Source organism: Nocardioides cremeus (assembly GCF_030518195.1).
In the GTDB taxonomy this organism is placed as follows: Bacteria; Actinomycetota; Actinomycetes; order Propionibacteriales; family Nocardioidaceae; genus Nocardioides; species Nocardioides cremeus.
The window spans coordinates 1-20362 of the sequence record NZ_JAULSC010000035.1 but is presented as its reverse complement, the minus strand read 5'-3'; the positions used below and the strand labels follow the sequence as shown (position 1 = coordinate 20362).

Annotated in this window: 19 protein-coding genes; 8 read left to right on the top strand and 11 right to left on the bottom strand. The window is 73.3% G+C overall.

Features of this window, described 5'->3' with window-relative positions:
* Nucleotides 1-568 precede the first annotated feature (568 nt).
* The 11 genes from QWJ41_RS19875 to QWJ41_RS19825 form a co-directional block, all read right to left on the bottom strand.
* A complete protein-coding gene (locus QWJ41_RS19875; RefSeq protein WP_302710197.1) occupies nucleotides 569-2023 on the bottom strand; it encodes an oligosaccharide flippase family protein in 1455 nt (484 codons plus the stop codon).
* Nucleotides 2016-4178: a glycosyltransferase gene (locus QWJ41_RS19870; protein ID WP_302710196.1), complete on the bottom strand. Its 2163-nt coding sequence runs from the start codon at nucleotides 4176-4178 to the stop codon at nucleotides 2016-2018. The genes QWJ41_RS19875 and QWJ41_RS19870 overlap by 8 nt, the downstream gene beginning before the upstream one ends.
* On the bottom strand, nucleotides 4175-5677 hold the full coding sequence (locus tag QWJ41_RS19865; RefSeq protein ID WP_302710195.1) for an O-antigen ligase family protein: 1503 nt from the start codon (nucleotides 5675-5677) through the stop codon (nucleotides 4175-4177). The genes QWJ41_RS19870 and QWJ41_RS19865 overlap by 4 nt, the downstream gene beginning before the upstream one ends.
* Nucleotides 5674-6501 (bottom strand): polysaccharide deacetylase family protein, encoded by an 828-nt coding sequence (locus QWJ41_RS19860; protein ID WP_302710194.1) that lies wholly within the window; start codon nucleotides 6499-6501, stop codon nucleotides 5674-5676. The genes QWJ41_RS19865 and QWJ41_RS19860 overlap by 4 nt, the downstream gene beginning before the upstream one ends.
* A complete protein-coding gene (locus QWJ41_RS19855) occupies nucleotides 6494-7789 on the bottom strand; it encodes a P-loop NTPase family protein (RefSeq protein WP_302710193.1) in 1296 nt (431 codons plus the stop codon). The genes QWJ41_RS19860 and QWJ41_RS19855 overlap by 8 nt, the downstream gene beginning before the upstream one ends.
* The gene (locus QWJ41_RS19850) at nucleotides 7786-8955 is read right to left on the bottom strand and encodes a GH39 family glycosyl hydrolase (RefSeq protein ID WP_302710192.1); all 1170 of its coding nucleotides are present in this window, start codon (nucleotides 8953-8955) and stop codon (nucleotides 7786-7788) included. The genes QWJ41_RS19855 and QWJ41_RS19850 overlap by 4 nt, the downstream gene beginning before the upstream one ends.
* 84 nt (nucleotides 8956-9039) lie before the next feature.
* Nucleotides 9040-9972, bottom strand: coding sequence for a VldE C-terminal domain-containing protein (locus tag QWJ41_RS19845; RefSeq protein WP_302710191.1), 933 nt, complete (start codon nucleotides 9970-9972; stop codon nucleotides 9040-9042).
* A gap of 176 nt (nucleotides 9973-10148) precedes the next feature.
* Entirely contained in the window at nucleotides 10149-11303 is a 1155-nt protein-coding gene (gene dusB / locus QWJ41_RS19840) for a tRNA dihydrouridine synthase DusB (protein ID WP_302710190.1), read from the bottom strand.
* Nucleotides 11304-11352: 49 nt separating this feature from the next.
* Nucleotides 11353-12120, bottom strand: coding sequence for a hypothetical protein (locus QWJ41_RS19835; protein WP_302710189.1), 768 nt, complete (start codon nucleotides 12118-12120; stop codon nucleotides 11353-11355).
* Nucleotides 12121-12144: 24 nt separating this feature from the next.
* Nucleotides 12145-13542 (bottom strand): glycine--tRNA ligase, encoded by a 1398-nt coding sequence (locus QWJ41_RS19830; protein ID WP_302710188.1) that lies wholly within the window; start codon nucleotides 13540-13542, stop codon nucleotides 12145-12147.
* Nucleotides 13543-13613: 71 nt separating this feature from the next.
* Entirely contained in the window at nucleotides 13614-13934 is a 321-nt protein-coding gene (locus QWJ41_RS19825; protein ID WP_302710187.1) for an antibiotic biosynthesis monooxygenase family protein, read from the bottom strand.
* 44 nt (nucleotides 13935-13978) lie between these two features.
* Between QWJ41_RS19825 and QWJ41_RS19820 the strand changes: the two genes are divergently transcribed.
* The 8 genes from QWJ41_RS19820 to QWJ41_RS19785 all read left to right on the top strand — a co-directional run bounded on the left by QWJ41_RS19820 (nucleotide 13979) and on the right by QWJ41_RS19785 (nucleotide 20306).
* On the top strand, nucleotides 13979-14455 hold the full coding sequence (locus QWJ41_RS19820; protein WP_302710186.1) for a GNAT family N-acetyltransferase: 477 nt from the start codon (nucleotides 13979-13981) through the stop codon (nucleotides 14453-14455).
* A gap of 52 nt (nucleotides 14456-14507) precedes the next feature.
* On the top strand, nucleotides 14508-15458 hold the full coding sequence (locus QWJ41_RS19815) for a metal ABC transporter substrate-binding protein (protein WP_302710185.1): 951 nt from the start codon (nucleotides 14508-14510) through the stop codon (nucleotides 15456-15458).
* Nucleotides 15455-16249 (top strand): metal ABC transporter ATP-binding protein, encoded by a 795-nt coding sequence (locus QWJ41_RS19810; RefSeq protein WP_302710184.1) that lies wholly within the window; start codon nucleotides 15455-15457, stop codon nucleotides 16247-16249. The genes QWJ41_RS19815 and QWJ41_RS19810 overlap by 4 nt, the downstream gene beginning before the upstream one ends.
* The gene (locus QWJ41_RS19805) at nucleotides 16246-17250 is read left to right on the top strand and encodes a metal ABC transporter permease (RefSeq protein ID WP_336623305.1); all 1005 of its coding nucleotides are present in this window, start codon (nucleotides 16246-16248) and stop codon (nucleotides 17248-17250) included. The genes QWJ41_RS19810 and QWJ41_RS19805 overlap by 4 nt, the downstream gene beginning before the upstream one ends.
* On the top strand, nucleotides 17237-17653 hold the full coding sequence (locus QWJ41_RS19800) for a Fur family transcriptional regulator (RefSeq protein WP_302710183.1): 417 nt from the start codon (nucleotides 17237-17239) through the stop codon (nucleotides 17651-17653). The genes QWJ41_RS19805 and QWJ41_RS19800 overlap by 14 nt, the downstream gene beginning before the upstream one ends.
* Nucleotides 17654-17675: 22 nt before the next feature.
* Entirely contained in the window at nucleotides 17676-18200 is a 525-nt protein-coding gene (locus tag QWJ41_RS19795; RefSeq protein WP_302710182.1) for a gluconokinase, read from the top strand.
* A gap of 689 nt (nucleotides 18201-18889) precedes the next feature.
* Nucleotides 18890-19237, top strand: a complete 348-nt coding sequence (locus tag QWJ41_RS19790) for a hypothetical protein (protein ID WP_302710181.1) — start codon at nucleotides 18890-18892, stop codon at nucleotides 19235-19237.
* 148 nt (nucleotides 19238-19385) lie between these two features.
* Complete coding sequence (locus QWJ41_RS19785; protein ID WP_302710180.1) at nucleotides 19386-20306, top strand: hypothetical protein; 921 nt, start codon at nucleotides 19386-19388, stop codon at nucleotides 20304-20306.
* The last annotated feature ends 56 nt before the right edge of the window (nucleotides 20307-20362 follow it).

The following is a 20362-nucleotide window of genomic DNA, read 5'->3' as shown; positions in this document are numbered from 1 at the left end:
CGTTGGTTGAGGAGGTTGCGCAGCAACCGTCTGATACGGAAGTACGACACTCCTGAGACGCCGGTGGCCTGGAGTGACCGATGTGTCGACTTCCCCGCGCCATGGCGCGGCCCGGGGTTGGCCGCTGGGTTGCTGATACGGAAGTACGACACTCCTGAGACGCCGGTGGCCTGGAGTGACCGATGTGTCGACTTCCCCGCGCCATGGCGCGGCCCGGGGTTGGCCGCTGGGTTGCTCGAAACCCGGTGACTCCATGGCGTACGGCGAGCGCGGTGCTCACGGGGTCTCGGCGTCGCTCGTCGCTGGCGCTCCTCCCTGCTCGACCAACGACGTCGTTGGTTGAGGAGGTTGCGCAGCAACCGTCTGATACGGAAGTACGACACTCCTGAGACGCCGGTGGCCTGGAGTGACCGATGTGTCGACTTCCCCGCGCCATGGCGCGGCCCGGGGTTGGCCGCTGGGTTGCTCGAAACCCGGTGAGCCCATGGCGCACCGCGAGTGGGCCACTCACGGGGTCTCGGCGTCGCTCGTCGCTGGCGCTCCTCCCTGCTCGACCAACGGTGTCTGCTCAGGCGGCGACGCGGCGGCGGCGTACGAGGCCGACGAGGACCTGCTGCTGCTCGGGCGCGAAGCGGCGCACCAGGAGCAGCCACGCGCCGAGGTAGACCACCGCACCGACGACCAGCTCGACCAGGACCGGCAGGTGCAGCAGCACCAGCAGCACGACCAGGACGAGTGACGCGGCGCCCGAGCTCAGCAGAGGGCTCAGCACCCGGGGCCGCTCCCCCGCCCGCTGCAGGAAGGTCAGCACCACGACCGCCTGCACCAGGTAGGACAGGGTCGTGGCGACGGCGGCACCGGTGGCCCCGAGCACCGGGATCAGCGCGAGGTTGAGCGCGACGTTGACGCCGAGCGCCACGCTGGAGGAGGCCAGCAGGGCGCGGTGGCGGCCCAGCACGTGCAGCAGCGAGTCGGTGAAGCTGGCCAGCGCCAGCAGCATCGCGGCCGGGGCCAGCCAGGCCAGCACCGGCGCCGCGGGGCCGGCGTACGTCGCCCCGAAGAGCAGGTCGATCACGTCCTCGCCCTCGGTGAGCGCCACGGCGACGAAGGGCAGGTAGACGAAGCCGCCGACCGCGATCGCGCGCTCGCAGCCGAGCAGACGGGTCTCACGGCTGCGGGTGGAGCTGAGCACCGGCAGCACCGCTGCGTTGATCGCATACGTCACGAAGAGCACGGTCTCGAGCAGCCGGTAGGCCACCGTGTAGACGGCCACCGACCCGGCGCCCTCGAGCTGGCCGAGGATCAGCACGTCGACGCGGAAGAGCAGCATCAGCACCAGCCCGCTGACCCCGACCAGGACCGTCTCGCGCACCGCCGCGGCGAGGTCGGCGCGCTCGAGGCCGCGCAGCGGCTGGCGCACGTCGAGCCGGCGCGCGGCGAGCACGTGGGCCAGCCACCCGACGACCGTGCCGGCCAGGAACCCGGCCGCGACCCCCTCGGCGCCCGTGCCCGCGCCGAGCGCCGCCAGCACCGCGGCGGCGGTCGCCACCCGCTGCACCACCAGGGCCGTCGACACCCCGGCCGATACCTGCCGGCAGGCGGCGGCCGTGCGGATCGTCTGGCTCCACAGCTCGGGCAGCCCGGCGGCCAGCATCAGCACCAGCACCGTCCACGACCCGACGGCCGGCACCCCGGCCAGCAGCAGTCCCGCGGCCAGCAGCAGCGGCACCGACAGCGCCGACTTCCACACCTGGGTGGCCCGGAAGAGCCGTGGCAGCGACTCGGGCACGGCGCTGCCACGACGGGTCAGCCCGCTGTCGAAGCCCCACGCGGCCAGCGAGGTCAGCACCAGCATGATCGTCAGCGCGTAGAAGACCGCGCCGAAGTCGTCGGCCGGCAGCATCCGGGCGGCGGCGACGGTCCAGGCCAGCGTGGCGACCTTGCCGAGGACCTCGGCGACCGCGCGCACCACGGCGTTGCGGGCGGCCCGCTGGGTGGTGGCGCTGATGACCTGCTCAGCCACCGGCGTCCCCGGCCGCGCGCCCCAGCAGCCCCCGCAGGCAGCCGGTGGCCTTGGCGACGTCCTTGAGCGCAATGACCACCGGCACCCGCACCCAGGTGCCGGGCACGACGTCGACGTCGCGGGCGCGCAGCGCCGGCAGTGCCAGGTAGCCGGCGGCCCCGGCCAGCACCGCCGCGCGGGTGCGGGCCCCGCCGGTCGCGAGCAGCAGCGGCCCGACGGCGTACGCCGAGGCGCGCACCAGGTCGCGGCTCACCAGCTGCCAGGACCCGGCGCGACCACCCCACTCGCCGTACTTGGCGTACATCCGCGCCATGTCGGCCAGGTCGCCGGTCTGCGCCCAGGTGACCCGGGCGTCGAGGGCCAGCGCGCTGCGGGCGCCGGTGGCCAGCACGGCGTCGCCGAAGACGGCGTCCTCGGAGCTGCGCAGCCTCGCGTCGAAGCCACCGGCGGCCTCCCAGGCCGGCACCGAGCAGGCCATGGAGCGTCCGTCGAGACGGCGCGCGGAGAAGCTGCGCCCGCTCACCCGGCCGGCCAGCCGGGTCAGGGCGCCGGGGCGGCGGGCCTCCTCGATCGAGGGGAAGAGCGCGACCCGGGCGGCGTCGCGCACCGGGTCGCCGCAGTCGACGTCGTAGACCCCGACGACCAGGTCGACGGGGTCGGGCTCGGCGAAGGCGGCGCGCAGGCCGGTGAGCCACTGCGGCCCCGGGGCACAGCCGGCGTCGGTGCAGGCGACCCGGGGGTGCCGGGCCCGGGCGAACCCGGTGTTGCGGGCCACCGAGAGGTTCACCCCGGGACCCTCCAGCAGCCGGATGCGGTCGTCGCGGGCGGCCCAGGCCGCCAGCTCGGCTCCGGTCGAGTCGGTGGAGCAGTCGTCGAGCAGCAGGTACTCGTCGTCGGGACCGAGCTGGGCCACGACCGCACCGACGACCTCGTCGACGTGGCCGGCCTCGTCGCGGAAGCAGGTCAGCACGCTCATCGGCGGCCCCGCCAGACCGGCCCCGGGCCGGCGGGCGACATGGGCCAGCACCTGGACGACGCGCTCGGCGCAGGCGGTCGCGTCGGGATGATCGGCGAGCACCGCCCGCCCGGCCCGCCCGCACGCCTCGCGCGCCTGGGGATCCTCGAGATCGGCCAGCGCCCGCGCGACCGCCCGGGGGTCGCGGGCCGGCACGACCCGACCGGCGGCGCGCGCCATCCGCTCGACCTCCGGGTTGCCGGTGGCCCCGACCAGCGGCACCCCGGCGCCCAGCGCCTCGAGCGCGACCAGGGAGTAGCCCTCGCGCCCGAAGCGCTCGCCGTCGCCGCGGGTCAGCACGGCCACGGCATCGAAGGCCGCCAGGTGCCGGCCCGCGTCGGGAACCGGCCCGGTCAGCTGCACCCGGTCGGCCACGCCGAGCCGATGCGCGAGCGCCTCGAGGCGGGTCCGCTCCCCCGGCTCCGTCGGGTCGTCGGGGCCGACCACGACGAGTCGCCACGCCCGCGCGGCGTCGTCGGCCAGCGCCTCGATCGCGGTGTCGACACCCTTGTAGCCGACCAGCCGGCCCAGCACCCCCAGCACCGGCCCGTCGCCGCTCGCCACCCCCTGCTCCGCCCAGTACGCCGCTGCCTCGGCGCGCGGGGCCGGCGCGGGCGGGCGGGGCGGCGGCACGATCGTGGCGTCGTCGCGACGGGTGGCCGCGGCGACCGAGGCCGAGGTGGCCAGCACCGCGTCGCTCATCCGGCCCAGGCGGGGCGCGAGCTCGCGGTCCCAGGAGAAGTCGTGCTTGGCCCAGACCACGGGCACCCCGACCGCTCGGGCGGCGGGCACCACGGCGGCCGCGGCCTTGACCCCGTTGGCCAGCAGCACCTCGGCGTCGCTGTCGCGCAGGCGGCGGCCCAGGTCGAGGTTGCGCAGCGCCAGGTCGCGGGCGCGCGGCCCGGTCGGCAGCACCGTGACGGGCACGCCGTCGGACTCCAGCGCCGCCCGCAGGGGGCCGTCCTCCAGCATCCAGACCTCGGGGCGCAGCCGCGCCCGGCTGGTGCGCAGCAGGTCGAGCAACCAGGTCTCCGACCCGCCCAGGGTGCCGGTCGGGGTGAGCACCAGGGCTCGCAGCGGGGCCAGGGGTTCCGGACCGTCCGGGGCACCGGCACGGTGATCGGTGGTGCTGGAGGTCAACGGGGCTCCTGGGTCGGGGTGGGTGCCGCCGCCCGAGCATGCTCGCACGCGGCCACGAGCGCGGCCAGCACCAGCCACACCGTGGTGAGCACGACAGGGTTGCGCAGCGGGTAGTCGAGCATGCCGTGCGCCAGGACCGGGACGAGCGCGGCGGCCAGCACCCCGGGCAGCCAGCGCGTCGCGGCGGTGGGCGGCAGGCTGGTCGTGGCGCGGCGCGCCCCGACCAGCACCGCTCCCAGCCCGGCGACCAGGGCCAGCAGCCCGGCGAGCCCGAGGAGCCCGAACTCGACCGCGGTGTTGAGCAGCAGGTGGTGGGCGTGCTCGACCTCGAGGACGGCTCCCGCGCGCAGCGAGTCGCTGGCGGCCTCGAGGAAGTAGCCACCGGGCCCGTGCCCCAGCAACGGCGCTTCGGCGACCAGGCGCAACCCCTCGGCCCAGATCAGCGGCCGCTGGTCGTAGGGGTTCGCGCCGGCCTCCCCGAGCGAGGCGACCCGGTCGAGCACCTGGCCCAGCGGTCCGACGCCGAGCAGGCCCAGGACACCGACCACCACGACCAGCCCGGCCCCCAGGCGCAGCAGCGCACGCCGCGTCGGCGCCACCAGGACCGCCAGGGCCACCACACCGGCCAGCGCGCCGAACCAGGCGCCGCGCGACAGCGAGGCACCCAGCGCGGCGACCAGCAGGCCAGCGGCGACCATCCCGGTCGCGCGCAGCCGGGGCGCGGCGGAGCCCAGCCCGACGCCGAGCGCGAGCACGAGCAGCACCGCGCTGAAGAGACCGAGCTCGTTGGGCTGGGAGAAGACGCCCACCGCCCGGCCGGTGACGACGCCACCGCCGTAGAAGCTCTCGGTGGGCCCCGAGGCCGCCAGCGCCCACACCGAGGAGGCGGCACCGGCCACCAGGAGCGCCACGACCAGACGTGTGAGGTGACGCGCGGTGCGCACCCCCGTCAGCACCGCCACCACCAGCAGCACGAGCAGCAGCAGCTGCACGTCGAGCCGGAAGGCCAGGTCGGCGTCACGGGCCCGGGGCGTGGCGAGGACCGCTACCACCAGGAACAGTCCCAGGGGCACGGCCACCGGCCAGGGGGGCAGGCGCCAGTCGAGCCGGGCGGCGGCCGGCACCAGCACCGCGACGACGCCCAGCGCCGTCACCAGCTGCACCAGGTCGACCTGCCCCGCGCCGACGTGGCCCAGGGGCAGGGTGAGCGCGACGGTGGGCACCACGAGGTCGGGGCGCCGCCAGGCCAGCACGACCAGGACCGGGGCCAGCACTAGCAGGAGCGGCGCGAGCGGGCCGGCGACCAGGCCGGCTCCGGCGAGCAGCAGCCCGAGCGCTGCGCCGGCGAACGCCAGGGCGGCCAGTGCCGCGGCCCCCCGGGTGCGGGCGGCCGCGCGGCTCGCCGGCGCAGCGCCGGTCGGCGTACGACGCGGGCGGCGGGGCACGTCGCCCCAGGCCCGCGAGCCCGGGCGGGTTGAGGTGGCCGGCGGTGGGCTCACCGACGGCCCCGCTGCCCGCCCAGGGAGGTCAGCGCCGCGCGCACGGTGCGTCGCACCACCGGCGCCCGGTCGAGCGCCGCCCACCACTGCCGGTAGCCGGGCAGCTGCGTCTTGAGGCGGAAGGAGGCCAGGGTGTCGGTGGCGTTGACGTCGACGCGGCTCACGGCGTGCGGCCCCGCGTCGTCGAAGACCGAGAAGGCGACGTCGAAGCCCTCGGCGGCGACCGACCGCCGCGCGGCGGCGTCGTGGGCGCCGTAGGGGTAGGCGAAGGAGCGCAGCGGGTCGCCGACCAGGTCGCCGAGGCGCCCGTGCGCGCGGCGGACCTGGTGGTCGAGCGCGTCGGCGCCCAGGCCGCGCAGGTCGCGGTGGTCGGCCCCGTGCACGCCCAGCTCGAGCCAGGGCAGTGTGTGCAGGTGGCGCAGCTCGTCGGGGCCGAGCAGCGGCTCGTCAGCGGGGCGCGGCAGCCAGGTGGCGGTGCGCCCCGCCAGGTCGGAGGGCACGTAGAGCAGGGCGGGCACGCCGAGGCGCTCCAGCACCGGCACGGCCAGCTGCAGCACCGAGGTGAAGCCGTCGTCGATGGTCACCAGGAAGGAGCGCCGCGGCCGGTGGGCCCGGTCGGCGCGCGCGGCCACGTAGCCGTCGAGGTCGAGGGCCTGCCAGCCCTGGTCGAGGAGCCAGCGCAGCTGCTGCTCGAACCGGTCGACCTCGACGAAGAGGTTCTCGGGGTCGTCGTCGCGCCGGTGCGCGCAGAACCCGTGGTACATCAGCACCACGGGCGGGCGACCGAGCAGCGCCGGGCGACCGGCACCGGCCTGCTCAGTCACCACGCCCGGTCTCGCGCAGGCCGGGGGCCTCGGCCTGGGCCCGGGTGGCGTGGTTGAGCACGACGCCACGCACCGGCACGCCCAGACGGCGCAGCCGGGCCGCGGTGCGCTCGATGGTCGCCGTCGAGGTGCCCGCCCGCACCACCACGACCGCCGAGGCGGCGTGCGCTGCGACGACCTCGCTGAGCTCGCCGGCGCCCAGCGGTCCGCTGTCGCACAGCACGACCTCGTAGCGGTCGGCGCCGCGCTTGAGCAGGTCGGGCAGACGGTGGTCGACGAGGTCGTCGAAGCCGCTCATCGGCTCGGTGGTCAGCACCGCCACCCCGCCCTCGCTGTGCACGGCCTCGGCGAGCGGGGTGCTCTCGGTGAGGGCGTCGTGCAGGGCGAAGCGGCTGGGGGTGCCCATCGTGGCGCTCAGACCGGCGTGCTCGAGGTCGAGGTCGAGCACCAGCGTGGACTCACCGCGGTCGACCAGGGTGCGAGCCAGCAGGAAGGCGACGGTGCTCGCGCCGGCACCGCGCTCGACACCGACCACCAGGACCGGTCCGGCCGGGGAGCCGGCGCCCGAGGCCAGGAAGCCCGAGCGCAGGGAGCGCGCCGAGGCCAGGATCTCGCTGTCGGGTGCGACCGCACGCCGGGGCCACGTGGAGGTGAAGGCGGGCAGGCTGCCCAGCACCGGTCCGCCGGCCGCGTCGGCCGCGTCCCCGCCGGTGCGGGCCCGGGGCCGCACGGCCTCGAGCGCGTAGGCGACCACGAGACCTGCGACCAGGGCGGCGAGCACCAGCAGCGCCTGCAGCGACCGGGTGCCGGAGAGCAGGCCCGGGGCCTCGGTGCGGGCGCCGGCGAGCACCGACGCGTCGGCGAGCGGGTCCTCCTGGCCGAGGGTCACCGTCTGCTCCGCGACCGCCCGCGCCACGAGCAGCGCGTCGTCGGTGCTGGGCAGCGTCGCACGCACCGAGAGGTTGCCGGCCTCCTGGGAGGCGCTCACCTCGACGGCGGCGTCGAGGACGTCGAGGGCGATGCCGGTCTCGGCGGCGACCTGGGTGAGCACCTCCGGCGAGGTCAGGGCCACGGAGTAGCGACCCAGCGCGAGCTGCACGGCGTCGGTGCTGAGCACGTCGGCCGACTCGGGGGCCACGCCGACCACGGCCACCGCGGTCGTGCGGTCGGTGCGCTGCTCGACGGCCAGGATCCCGACGACGGCAGCCGGCACCAGCACGGCCAGGAGCACCGCCCACCGGAAGCGCAGCGCGCGACCCAGCACGCGCAGGAACGGCGCGCCGGTCACCGGGACACCCCGTAGAGGTCGCGGAAGACGTGCCACACCTCGCGCGGACGGCGTTCCTCGTCGAGCATGGCGTAGCCCTCCTGGTGCAGGTCGGTGCTCTCGTCGTTGATCGCGTCCTTGTACCAGAACGCCGCGTTGACGTAGGGGAACTCCATGGCCAGCAGGGTCAGCGCCTCGGCGGCGTAGCGGGCCTGGGTCGGCTCGTCGACCCCGCGCCGCCACGGCTCGGTCTCGGAGTCGTTGCCGTGCACGCTCCAGCCGAACTCGGTGATCCACACCGGCAGCCGGTCGCCGTTCTCCACCATGGTGTCGCGCACCTCGTCGAGGTTGCGCAGGTTCCAGACCTCACCGTCGTCGACGACGCTGGGCGGGGCGTCGGCCGGCGCCTGGTAGGAGTGCACCGACATCACGTCGAAGCAGCCCCCTGCGCCGGCGTCGTAGGCGCGCTGGAGCCAGTCGTCGTCGTTGTACATCAGCCCACCGAAGACCACGCGGGCGTCGGGGTCCTCGCGCCGCACGACGGGGTACGTCGCGCAGAGCAGGTCGGCGTACGTCTCGGGGTCGGTGCCGTGGTAGAAGACCTCGAGGTTCGGCTCGTTCCACACCTCGTAGGCGTCGACCACGTCGCCCCAGCGCTGCGCCACCCGGCCCAGTGCGGCCGCGTAGTCGGCCGGGTCGTCGGGGCTGGTGTACTGCGCGGTGAACTCGTCGGGCTCCGAGGAGGCCCAGGTCGGCGTCAGCCAGAACATCACGAGGACCTTGAGGTCACGCTCGCGCAGCTGGTCCATCACCTCGTCGAGCAGGGGCACCGCCCAGTCCTCGTCAAGGGCGCCGGGTCGCGGCTGGAGCATCGCCCAGCCGACGTCGAGACGCACCCAGCGGGCTCCGGACCTCTCGATGCGATCGAGCACCTCGTCGCGCTCGGACGCGTCGTAGTGCGTCCAGGTGCCGTGGAACTGCAGTCCCAGGGCCGGCAGGGAGGACGGGTCGGGTGGGTCCTCGAGCGGCCCCAGCTGCGAGGAGGAGGCGGTCCCCACCTGGACGTCGGTGGCCTGCAGGGCCTCCGGGGCACCAGCGCCCTGCTCGGCGCGCACCAGCAGGACGCCAGCGAATGCCACCGCGGTCGAGACCGCGGCGGCTACGAGCACAGCGAAACGGCCCCCCATGACCATGACGTTACCCGGTGGGGCCCGCTCCGAAACACTCGTGCACTGGTGAGGCCGCCCACTCGGGACGGCCCTCCGCCGGCGTCAGTACGTCGTGACGTGCACGTGGTCGTAGTGGTTGGCGGTCGTCGAACCACGGTCCGACATGCCCCGCCAGCCCTCACCGCTGCGCTCGACCGACCAGATGTTCTGCGAGTAGATCGCGTAGGAGACGCCGAGGCTGCCAGCGTTGGCGCGCACGAACTCGGCGACCTCCCAGCCACGCGAGCCGCTGACCATGATGTCGACCGCGATGCCCTGGGCGTGCTCACCGTCGCCGCGGAAGGTCCCGTAGGTGGTGATCTCCGGGAAGGCGGCGCAGACGGCCTCGTGCACCTTGACGATGTTGGGGCTGACGCCGGAGGCCACGGACGTGCCGTTGCTGCAGGTGGCGTCGGAAGAGGTCGCCGCCTCGGCCGGCTCGGACTTCTCCTCGGCCTCGTCGACGGGCTTCTCGTCGCTCAGGTAGCCGGCGCTGACCCAGCGCGACTTGCCGCCGACGACGACCTCGTCGCGGCCGTAGAGCGAGCGGCCGGTGACCAGGACCTTCTTCTCGGCGCCCAGGACACCGCTCTTGCCGGCCTTCTTGGCCGGCGAGACCCACAGGTTGAGGTCGGCGGTGGTCCACAGCTTGGTGTCGGCGCCGGCGACGGCGGCCTGCACGGCCGCGGGGGCCATCATCTTGTCGAGCGCGGACTTCTTCTCCAGCCGCACGCCCTGGCGCACCGGAGCGGTGGCCAGCGAGCGGTCGGAGGTACGCGAGACCACAGAACCGCGCTCGGCGAGCTCGGCGGCGATGCCGGCGCTCGACGAGGAGACCGAGGCCGCGACGGGCACCTCGGTGGCGGTGGGTTCGGAGGAGGCGATGCCGACGGTGACCGCGGATGCGGTCGCCAGCACGGCGAGGGTCCCGGCCACGACAGTGGCGCGCGGGCGGAGGCGGGCATTGGCGTCCCGCTTGTGGCGTAGGTCTGCCACAGCGCTGATCCTTTGCTGTTGATGACACAGGCGTCGCCGGTCCGCTGTGGCGGGCCGGCGAAGTCACCTACTGAAACACACTGCGGCGCCGCACCGGGCATCAACGCGGGCAAAATCGTGCGTGTGCTCGCTCACCCCCCCCAGGGTCAGCCGGCGCCAGCCGGTCTCAGCCGGTCTCAGCCGCCGGTGGTCTCCACGGCGTCCTCGGTGGTGGCCAGGCCGCGTCCGTCGGTGTCGTCGAGCCAGCCCTCGGGCAGCGCGACCCTGGCCCGCGGCGAGCCCTGGCGACCGCGCGGCGCACCCAGCGCGGCGGTCGGGAACTGCTCGTCGGGGTCGAGGTCGGCGAGCAGCGCGTCGAGGTCGGCGAGCGAGGAGACCAGGCCCAGCGAGCGACGCGCGTCGCTGCCGGCCGCGAAGCCCTTGAGGTACCACGAGACGTGCTTGCGGAACTCCTTGCAGCCGCGCTCCTCGCCCATGTGGCGGCACAGCAGCTCGGCGTGGCGGCGCATCATGTCGCGCACCTCGCCCAGCGTGGGCAGGGTGGCCACCTGCTCGCCGGCGAAGGCGGCCGCCAGGTCGCGGAAGAGCCACGGACGCCCGAGGCAGCCGCGCCCGACGACGACACCGGCGGCGCCGGTCTGCTCGACCATCCGCACCGCGTCGGCGGCCTCCCAGATGTCGCCGTTGCCGAGCACCGGGATGTCGACGTGGGCGACCAGCTCGCCGATCGCCTCCCAGTCGGCCCTGCCGGAGTAGGCCTGCGAGACGGTGCGCCCGTGCAGGGCGATCGCCGCGCAGCCGGCCTCCTGGGCGATCCGTCCGGCGTCGAGGTAGGTCAGGTGGTCGTCGTCGATGCCCTTGCGGGTCTTCATCGTCACCGGCACCCCGTGGCGCGAGGCCGCGCCGACGGCGGCCTCGAGGATCTCACCCAGCAGGCCGCGCTTCCAGGGCAGCGCCCCTCCCCCGCCCTTGCGGGTCACCTTGGGCACCGGGCACCCGAAGTTGAGGTCGATGTGGTCGACGCCGTGCTCGGTGCACAGGATCTCGGCGGCCTTGCCGACGTGCACCGGGTCGCTGCCGTAGAGCTGGACCGAGCGGGTCGTCTCGGCCTCGTCGAAGACGAGCATGTCGAGAGTGTGCTTGTCGCCCTCGACCAGGCCGCGGCTGGTGATCATCTCGCAGACGTAGAGGCCGGCGCCCTGCTCGGCGCAGAGCCGGCGGTACGCCGCGTTGGTGATGCCGGCCATCGGCGCGAGCACCACCGGCGTCGCCACCTCGAGGTCGCCCAGGCGCAGGCCCGGGAAGACGGCGGTGGGGGCGGGACTGGACATGCGGCCATTCTCGCGGGCCGCCCGCCCCGCCCCAAATCAGGTGGGGCGGCTACCCGTCGCCGTTGCCGTTCCTGTTCTTCTTCTTGTCCCGCTGCTTCTTCTCCTTGGCGGCCTGCTTCTGCTCGGCCGTCTTCTCGCCGATCTTGAGGACCTCGCCGGTCCAGGTGATCGGGTTGAACTCCTGGGCGGGTCGGAAGCTGATGGCCTCGAGGTCGCCCTTGGCGGGCGCCAGGTAGACCAGGCAGGTGGTGGCCTTCTTGCCCGGCCCGAACTTCTTCGGCAGCGCCTTCGACGGGCAGGGCTTGAAGGTGCTCACGAACGTGGAGGACTCCACGAGCGTGTTGTCGCCGTCGACCAGGTAGAGCGGCACCCGCTTGCCACCGAGGTCGTCCTCGCCGACGTTCTCGACCTTGGCGCGCACGAAGTAGGGCTGCGACTTCTTGACCTTCTTGTCCAGCTTCCAGCCCTGGAAGGACTCCTTGAAGGAGGTCTTGCGCAGGTCGGTGACGGTGATGTCGAGGACACCGACGTCCTTCTGGTTGGGCTGGTAGGCCACGGTCGCGGTCTCCCCGACCTCGAGGGCGCTGCCCTGCTCGGTCAGCTCGACGTCCTCGGGCACCGGCAGGTACGGCGTCTCCTCGGCCCCGGCGGTGGGGTCGATGGTGGTGTCCTCACCGGGTGTCGCGCTCTGCGACGACGACGCCTCGTCGGCGTCGTCGCCCGAGCAGGCGCCCAGGGCGCCGACGGTCAGGACCAGGGCGGCCAGGGGCGCGACCACGCGGGTGGCACTCCCCCGGAGGGGATGGCTGCTCAGCATCGGACCATTGTGCATGCGGGCCCCTCACGCACCGAGGAACTTCTCGGCGAAGTACGCCGAGATGCGGTCCAGGCCGATGCGCTCCTGGGCCATCGTGTCGCGCTCGCGCACGGTGACCGCGTGGTCGTCGAGGGTGTCGAAGTCGACCGTGACGCAGAACGGGGTGCCGATCTCGTCCTGGCGGCGGTAGCGCTTGCCGATCGCGCCGGCGTCGTCGAAGTCGACGTACCAGTTGCGGCGCAGCTCGGTGGCCAGGTCGCGGGCCTTGGGCGAGAGGTCGGCGTTGCGGCTCAGCGGCAGCACGGCCACCTTGACCGGCGCCAGGCGCGGGTCGAGGCGCAGCACGGTGCGCTTGTCGACGCCACCCTTGGTGTTGGGCGCCTCGTCCTCGGAGTAGGCGTCGACCAGGAAGGTCATCAGCGAGCGCGACAGGCCGGCCGCGGGCTCGATGACGTAGGGCGTGTAGCGCTCACCGGCGGCCTGGTCGTAGTACGACAGGTCCTTGCCGGAGTGCTTGGCGTGCGTCGAGAGGTCGAAGTCGGTGCGGTTGGCGATGCCCTCGAGCTCGCCCCACTCCGAGCCGGCGAAGCGGAAGCGGTACTCGATGTCGACGGTGCGCTTGGAGTAGTGCGACAGCTTCTCCTGCGCGTGCTCGTAGTGGCGCAGGTTGTCGGGGTCGATGCCCAGCTCGACGTACCACTTGGTGCGCTCGTCGATCCAGTGCTGGTGCCACTCCTCGTCCTCGCCGGGCTTGACGAAGAACTCCATCTCCATCTGCTCGAACTCGCGGGTGCGGAAGATGAAGTTGCCGGGCGTGATCTCGTTGCGGAACGACTTGCCGATCTGGGCGATGCCGAAGGGCGGCTTCATCCGCTGGCTGGTCACCACGTTGGCGAAGTTGAGGAAGATGCCCTGAGCGGTCTCGGGGCGCAGGTAGTGCAGGCCCGACTCGTCGTCGTGGACGCCGAGGTAGGTCTTGAGCAGGCCGGAGAACTGGCGCGGCTCGGTCCAGGCGCCACGCGTGCCGCAGTTGGGGCAGGCGAGGTCCTCGAAGGTGACCGTGTCGGGGTCGTCGATGCCTTTCTTCTCGGCCACGGCCTCCTGCAGGTGGTCGGCGCGGAAGCGCTTGTGGCACGACTGGCACTCGGTCAGCGGGTCGCTGAAGGTGTCGACGTGGCCGCTGGCCTCCCAGGTGCGGGTCGGCAGGATGACGCTGGAGTCGAGGCCCACCACGTCGTCGCGCATCTGCACCATGGACTTCCACCACTGGCGCTTGATGTTGTCCTTGAGCTCCACGCCGAGCGGGCCGTAGTCCCACGCCGACCGGGTGCCGCCGTAGATCTCGCCGCAGGGGTAGACGAAGCCCCGGCGCTTGGCGAGGGAGACGACGCTGTCGACGACGGAGGGAGGCGGCTTGGCCACGGAGGGGGCTCACTTTCGCGTGCAGGCGCACCGGCTGGCTGCCGGCGGGCGGGAGGACGTGCGGGAAGCGCTCAGCCTAACGACCGGGCAGCCGCCACGTTGAGGTCGGTCCCGGGCTCGACGACCTCGAAGGCGCTGGCCTCGTCGACCGCGCGCGCGAGCAGGCGCACGGCGCCCATCTTGACGTCGTACGACGACAGGGCGCGGCGGTAGGCGCCCACGTGCTCCCAGCGCGTGGTCAGCACCCACAGGGTCGGCTCGTCGAGGTTGCGCCCGACCGTGCCGTCGACGTAGCCGGGCCGGGCAGCCAGCACCGCGTGCGCGCTCTCGAGGTCGGCGCGGAACTGCACCGCCTCGTCCTCGGGGACGCGGAACCTGTTGACGACCAGCATCCGGCGAGCCTAGCCGTGGGCCACCGAGCCACTAGCCTGCGCCCGTGCCCGACATCGACCTGGTCCGGATCGGCCCCGACGACTGGCGCGAGCTCCGCGACGTGCGCCTCGCCGCGCTCCTCGACGCCCCCGGCGCCTTCGGGTCGCGCCACGACGACTGGGTGGCGGCCGAGGAGGCGCGCTGGCGGGCCCGGCTCACCGACGTCGAGCTCACGCTCCTGGCCCGCCGCGGCGACGGCGAGCCGGTCGGCATGGTCTCGGGCGCGGACTCGGGGCAGTGGGTCGAGCTGATCTCGATGTGGGTCGCTCCGAGTCAGCGCGGGACCGGGCTGGCAGGACGCCTCGTCGACGAGGTGGTCGCCTGGGCGCGCCGGCGGGGGCGGCGTACCTGCCTGATGGTGCGCGACGACAACGTCGGCGCCATCCGCTGCTACCTCCGCGCCGGCTTCGTCGACCACGGCGTGTCGCCGGACTGGCCGGACGACGAGCCCGCCGAGCGCCTGATGTGGCACGGCGAGTAGTCCTGACACGCACGAATTGACAACCATTCTCAACCTCCTGAGAATGGTTCTCATGACGCTTCGCCGCACCCTGCTCCCCGCCACCGCCGCGCTCGCCCTGTCCCTGAGCGGCTGCGGGGCACTGACCTCGGACGACGCCTCCGGGTCCAGCGGGTCGGACAGCTCCGACACGGTCGTGGCCGGCCTCTACCCCCTGCAGTACGTCGCGCAGCGCGTGGCCGGTGACGCCTTCGAGGTCGAGAACCTCACCCAGCCCGGCGGCGAGCCGCACGACCTCGAGCTCGGCATCGGCCAGACCGCGGCGCTCTCCGACGCCGCCCTGCTGGTCTACGTCGACTCCCTGCAGCCGGCCGTGGACGAGGCCGCCGACGAGGTCAGCGGCACCGAGGTGCTCGACGCCGCGACCGTCGTCGACCTGGCGCCGTTCGAGGACGAGCACTCTGAGGAGGAGGTCTCGGAGGAGGAGCACAGCGGCCACGACCACGGCGAGCTCGACCCGCACTTCTGGCACGACCCGCTGCGGATGGCCGACCTGGGCGACGCGGTCGCCGAGCGACTCGCCGAGATCGACCCCGACGAGGCCGAGTCCTTCGAGGAGCGCGCCGCCGAGCTGCGCAGCGACCTGGAGGCCCTCGACGAGGAGTACTCCACCGGCCTGTCGGACTGCGAGGTCCGGACCGTGGTGACCAACCACGACGCGTTCGGCTACCTCGAGGGCTACGACCTCGAGCTGGCCTCCATCAACGGCATCTCCCCCGACGCCGAGCCGACCCCCGCGGCGCTGGCCGAGCTGCAGGACCTCATCGACGAGACCGGCATCACCACGGTCTTCTCCGAGACCCTGGTCAGCCCCCAGGCCGCCGAGGTCCTGGCCTCCGACGCCGGGGTCGACACCGCGGTCCTGGACACCATCGAGGGGCTGACCGACGACACCGCCGACGAGGACTACCTTTCTCTCATGCGCTCCAACCTCGCCACCCTCCAGGAAGCCAACCGCTGTTGACCCCCCACGCGGACCCCGTGGTCGAGCTGCGCGACGGCGCGGTGGTGCTCGGCGGACGCCCCGTCGTGCGCCAGGTCGACCTCACCGTCCGCGCCGGCGAGTTCGTGACGCTGCTGGGCCCCAACGGCTCCGGCAAGTCCACCCTGGTGCGCGCCCTGACCGGGCTGCGCCCGCTGGCCCGGGGCTCGTTGTCGCTCTTCGGCACCCCGATGGGCTCCTTCCGCGACTGGCACCGGCTCGGCTACGTGCCGCAGCGCGCCGGCGCGGCCAGCGGCGTACCGGTCTCGGTGCGTGAGGTCGTCGCCTCCGGGCGGCTCACCCGCCGGCGGGTGCTGTCGCTGCCCAGCCGCGCCGACCGGGCGGCCGTGACCGAGGCGCTCGAGGTCGTCGGGCTCGCCGACCGCGCGAAGGACAGCGTGGGCACGCTCTCCGGCGGCCAGCAGCAGCGGGTGCTGATCGCCCGCGCGCTGGCCGGGGGGCCCGACCTGTTCTTCCTCGACGAGCCGACCGCGGGTGTCGACCTGCCCAACCAGGAGGCGCTGGCCGACGCGCTGGCCACCCTCTCGCGCTCGGGCAGCACCATCGTCCTGGTGACCCACGAGCTCGGGCCGCTGGCGCCGCTGGTCGACCGCACCGTCGTCCTGCGTGACGGCCGCGTCGTGTACGACGGCCCGCCGCTCGACCTGAGCGACGCCCACGGGCACCACCACCACCACGACCACGACGCGGGTCGCCACGACCACCACCCCGACGTGGTGGCTCCCTGGGACCGGGAGGACCACCGGCTGTGATCGACCTCCTCGGCTACGAGTTCATGCAGCGCGCGCTGATCGCGGCGCTGGTCACCGGCCTGGCCGCCCCGGTCATCGGCACCTACCTGGTGCAGCGCCGGCTGGCGCTGCTCGGTGACGGGCTGGGCCACGTCGCGGTCACCGGCGTCGCGCTGGGCCTGCTCACCGGGATCGCCCCCACCTGGACGGCCGTCGTGGTCGCCATCCTCGGCGCGGTGGCCATCGAGCTGATCCGCGACCGCGGCCACACCAGCGGTGACCTGGCGCTGGCCCTGCTCTTCTACGGCGGCCTGGCCGGCGGCGTGATGATCACCGGGCTCGCCGGCCAGACCGGAGCCACCCTGCAGCGGTACCTCTTCGGGTCGATCACCTCGATCTCCCTGACCGACATCTGGTTCACCATCGGTCTGGCCGTGGTGATCCTGGGCCTCGGCCTGGGGCTGATGCCCCAGCTCTTCACGGTCGCCCAGGACCAGGACTTCGCCAAGGTGGCCGGGCTCAACGTGCGGGCCTACAACCTGCTGGTCGCCGTGCTGGCCGCCGTCACGGTCACGGTGGCGATGCGCACCGTCGGGCTGCTGCTCGTCTCGGCGCTGATGATCGTGCCGGTCGCGACGTCGCAGCAGCTGGCCCGCTCGTTCCGGGCCACGGTCACCGGGGCCGTGGTGGTCGGTGCGGGCGCGGGCGTGGGCGGCCTGCTGGTGTCGGCGTACCTCTCGCAGTCCTACGACCTCACGGTGCCGCCCGGGTCCGCGATCGTGCTGCTCGCGCTGGCCTGCTTCGTCGCGACCTGGCCGCTGGGTGCGCTGCTGCGCCGTCGCCAGCAGCGGTCGACACCGTTCCCCGACGTGGCGCCCGACGAGCACGAGGTCACCGCCCACCACGACCACGAGCACGGACCCGACTGCGGCCACCTCGCGGTCCCCCACGGCGACCACGTCGACTACGTCCACGACGGCCACCGGCACGCCCCCCACGGGAAGCACTATGACGAGCACTGACCGCCCGGCACCCCCCTCGCCGGGCCTGCGACCGACCCGCCAGCGGTTGGCCGTCGCCGAGGCGATGGCCAGCTTCGACGACTTCCGCTCGGCCCAGGAGATCCACGACCTGCTGGGCAGGCGCGGCGAGACCGTCGGGCTGGCCACCGTCTACCGCACCCTGCAGCGCCTGGCCGACACCGGCGAGATCGACCGGCTGCTGACCGAGGGCGGCGAGGCGATCTACCGGGCCTGCTCGGCCACCCACCACCACCACCTGGTGTGCCGCTCCTGCGGGCGCACGGTCGAGGTCGAGGGCCCGGCGGTGGAGAGCTGGACCCGCTCGATCGCCGCCGAGCACGGCTACGACGAGGTCAGCCACACGCTCGAGATCTTCGGCACCTGCCCCGCCTGCCGCTCCTGAGGCGCCGGCGTCGCCTAGGGTCGTGCTCGTGCAGGTCGTGGTGATGGGTGTCTCCGCCACCGGCAAGTCGCGCGTCGCCGAGCGCGTCGCCGAGGCCCTGGGGTGGGACTTCGTCGAGGGTGACGACCTGCACCCGCGCGCCAACGTGGCCAAGATGGAGGCCGGCGACCCGCTCACCGACGCCGACCGGTGGCCCTGGCTGACTCGGGTCGGCGAGGCGATGGCCGCTCACGAGCGCGACGGCCGCCACGGCGTGGTGACCTGCTCGGCGCTCAAGCGCGCCTACCGCGACCGGCTGCGCGAGCACGTGCCCGACCTGTGGTTCCTGCACCTGCACGCCCCGACCGAGGTGCTGGCCGAGCGGATGGCCCAGCGCACCCGCCACTTCATGCCCACCTCCCTGCTCACCTCCCAGATCGACACCCTCGAGCCGCTCGGCGACGACGAGGCGGGACGCGTCGTCGACGTCACCCCGCCCCTCGACGAGGTCGTGACGGCCGCGCTCGACGCGCTCACCCAGCACCGCGACGACGTACGCCGCTCCTAGTCCCGCGCGCCGGTCGGCGGCCCCGCACCTGGTGCGCCTTCGCCTTCATGCCGGGCTTCGAGATGTCGCGAGGTGACAGCACGCCCGCAAGCGGGTGCGTGTGAACCAGATGCAGGGCACGTACGCGTCCCTCATGCCGGTGAGCGGATACCTGACAGATCACGTCCAAGTACGCCGACCACGTGGACTCTGTGCCGCATTCCAAGGCATGGTTCGGTTCCGACGATGAGGCTCGCGCAAGGTCCCGGACTGAAGCCGTACTTGTGGGACGTTGGAGCCAGAAGTGCGCCTATGAACGAGTCGCCCGGCGCCGATCGCGCCACGCGCCGATCGCCCGGAATAGGCGCAGACCGAACGACGGGTCTCCGCCCCCGTAGACGGACTGCGTACCGATGAACTCGCTATTCGGGTTAGAGCGTCCGAGGTCTGAGTTGCTCTGACCAGGCAAGCGCTTTTCAGGACTCATCGAATCTCCAGTCGATACGGGTATAAGTAGTTTTAGGCGTCCGCCGAAAACGTTTGCGATGTGGATTGGCCCCGGCGCGCATTCTATAGCGCACGCCATCGCCGCTGATAGGGCGCAGTTGTGCGTATGAGGGGACGCGGGCAGACGTCCAATCCCATTCTGGCCGCCGCCCAAGCAACTGACGGGGGTGACCACGTGCCAGGCCGATCGTTGAAGGGGCGTGATGACCAGCAACCGGTCCCTTGTGCTACCCACAGCGCAGCCTTCTGGCCTCGGCCCTCCGGCGTGGCTCATCCGACTGTTGGTCGCATTGATCGTCGTGCCGCTAAGCGGCCTCGTCGCCCTCTTCGCCGTAGCGATGACCGGATGGGGCTTCGAGACTGATCCGGGCGACCAGTTGAGGCGCGACCTCCCCATGCTCATTGCTAGTGCGATCGCGGGTGTGGGATGCGGCGCTGCCCTCGGCTTCGCGCTGGCTGGACCGCGTCGCGCGCCGATCCTGTTGCTGATGGTCCTGGGAGTGGTCCCTGCCATCCTGAAAGGAACGGCCTACTTCACGCACAGCTACTAGGCCGAGAACGGCCGCGCAAGACGCTGGTGAGGTTGCAGGGCGTCTGGACCCTCGTCCGTCGGCCATCCCTGCCTGGCGAAGCCGAGGCGCCCTTCCACAGACCCGGTCGAACCATTGACTCGAACACAGGTTCGAATACAATGGGGTCATGACCACCCAGGAGCTGGAGCACTGCGACACCGCCGACGCGGTGCTTGACTACGCCCGCTCCCGCAAGGCCGCGCGTGACCAGGCCGAGGTCGACATGTACGAGGCGACCTGCACCTGGGCCGCGATGCGCACCACCTTCGACCCCGCCCGCGCCGCGGTGCTGCCCGGCACCGACCTGCAGATCAGCATCGCCGGGCCCGGAGCCCCGTCGGTCTCGGAGTTCGCGATCATCGAGTACGGCACCGCCATCGGCCTCTCCGCCGACGCCGCCGTGGGCTACGTCGCCCACGTCGTCGAGACCCGCTACCGCCTCTCCCGACTCCACGGTGCGGTCGTGGCGGGTCGGGTGCCGGTGTGGCGGGCCCGGCGCATCGCCGAGGCCACCCTCGCCCTGCCCGCCGAGGCCGCCGAGTGGGTCGACCGGCACCTCGCCGGCGTAGCGGCCACCTGCTCCTACGCCGCCCTGGCCCGCCTGGTCGAGGAAGCGCTGTGCCGCTTCGACCCCGAGACCGCCGAGGACAACCGCGCCAAGGCCGCCGAGTCCCGCAAGCTCGACATCCACCTCGACACCGCCACCCGCGGCGGCGCCTGCATCGAGGGCACCGCCGACGTCACCGGCTGCCTCGACCTCGCCGACGCCCTCGACCTCGAGAACGCCGTGGCCCGCGAGGCCCGCAACCTCGCCCTCGCCGGCTCCGACCAACCACTCGACGTACGCCGCTCCCAGGCCCTCGGCATCCTCGCCCGCACCCAGACCACCCTCGACCTCACCAACGACACCCCCGGCGACAGCGGATGCCACACGGTTGCTGAGGAGGTTGCCCAGCAACCGTCTCGAAGCACGGCGCGGCAGGTTGAAGCGCCCCAGGTTCTCGGCCGTTCCTATACGGGGTGCGGCTCTCGGTTGAGAGCAGCGTAGTGGGCTTGCTCGTACTCGACGGGCGGGATGTTTCCCAGGGTCGAATGGAGCCTGCG

Bases quoted from the DNA above. Each gene is read 5' to 3' on its own strand.
- QWJ41_RS19850 (WP_302710192.1), bottom strand. From the start codon at position 8,955: ATGGGGGGCCGTTTCGCTGTGCTCGTAGCCGCCGCGGTCTCGACCGCG.
- dusB (WP_302710190.1), bottom strand. From the start codon at position 11,303: ATGTCCAGTCCCGCCCCCACCGCCGTCTTCCCGGGCCTGCGCCTGGGC.
- QWJ41_RS19835 (WP_302710189.1), bottom strand. From the start codon at position 12,120: ATGCTGAGCAGCCATCCCCTCCGGGGGAGTGCCACCCGCGTGGTCGCG.
- QWJ41_RS19825 (WP_302710187.1), bottom strand. From the start codon at position 13,934: ATGCTGGTCGTCAACAGGTTCCGCGTCCCCGAGGACGAGGCGGTGCAG.
- QWJ41_RS19815 (WP_302710185.1), top strand. From the start codon at position 14,508: ATGACGCTTCGCCGCACCCTGCTCCCCGCCACCGCCGCGCTCGCCCTG.
- QWJ41_RS19800 (WP_302710183.1), top strand. From the start codon at position 17,237: ATGACGAGCACTGACCGCCCGGCACCCCCCTCGCCGGGCCTGCGACCG.
- QWJ41_RS19790 (WP_302710181.1), top strand. From the start codon at position 18,890: ATGACCAGCAACCGGTCCCTTGTGCTACCCACAGCGCAGCCTTCTGGC.
- QWJ41_RS19785 (WP_302710180.1), top strand. From the start codon at position 19,386: ATGACCACCCAGGAGCTGGAGCACTGCGACACCGCCGACGCGGTGCTT.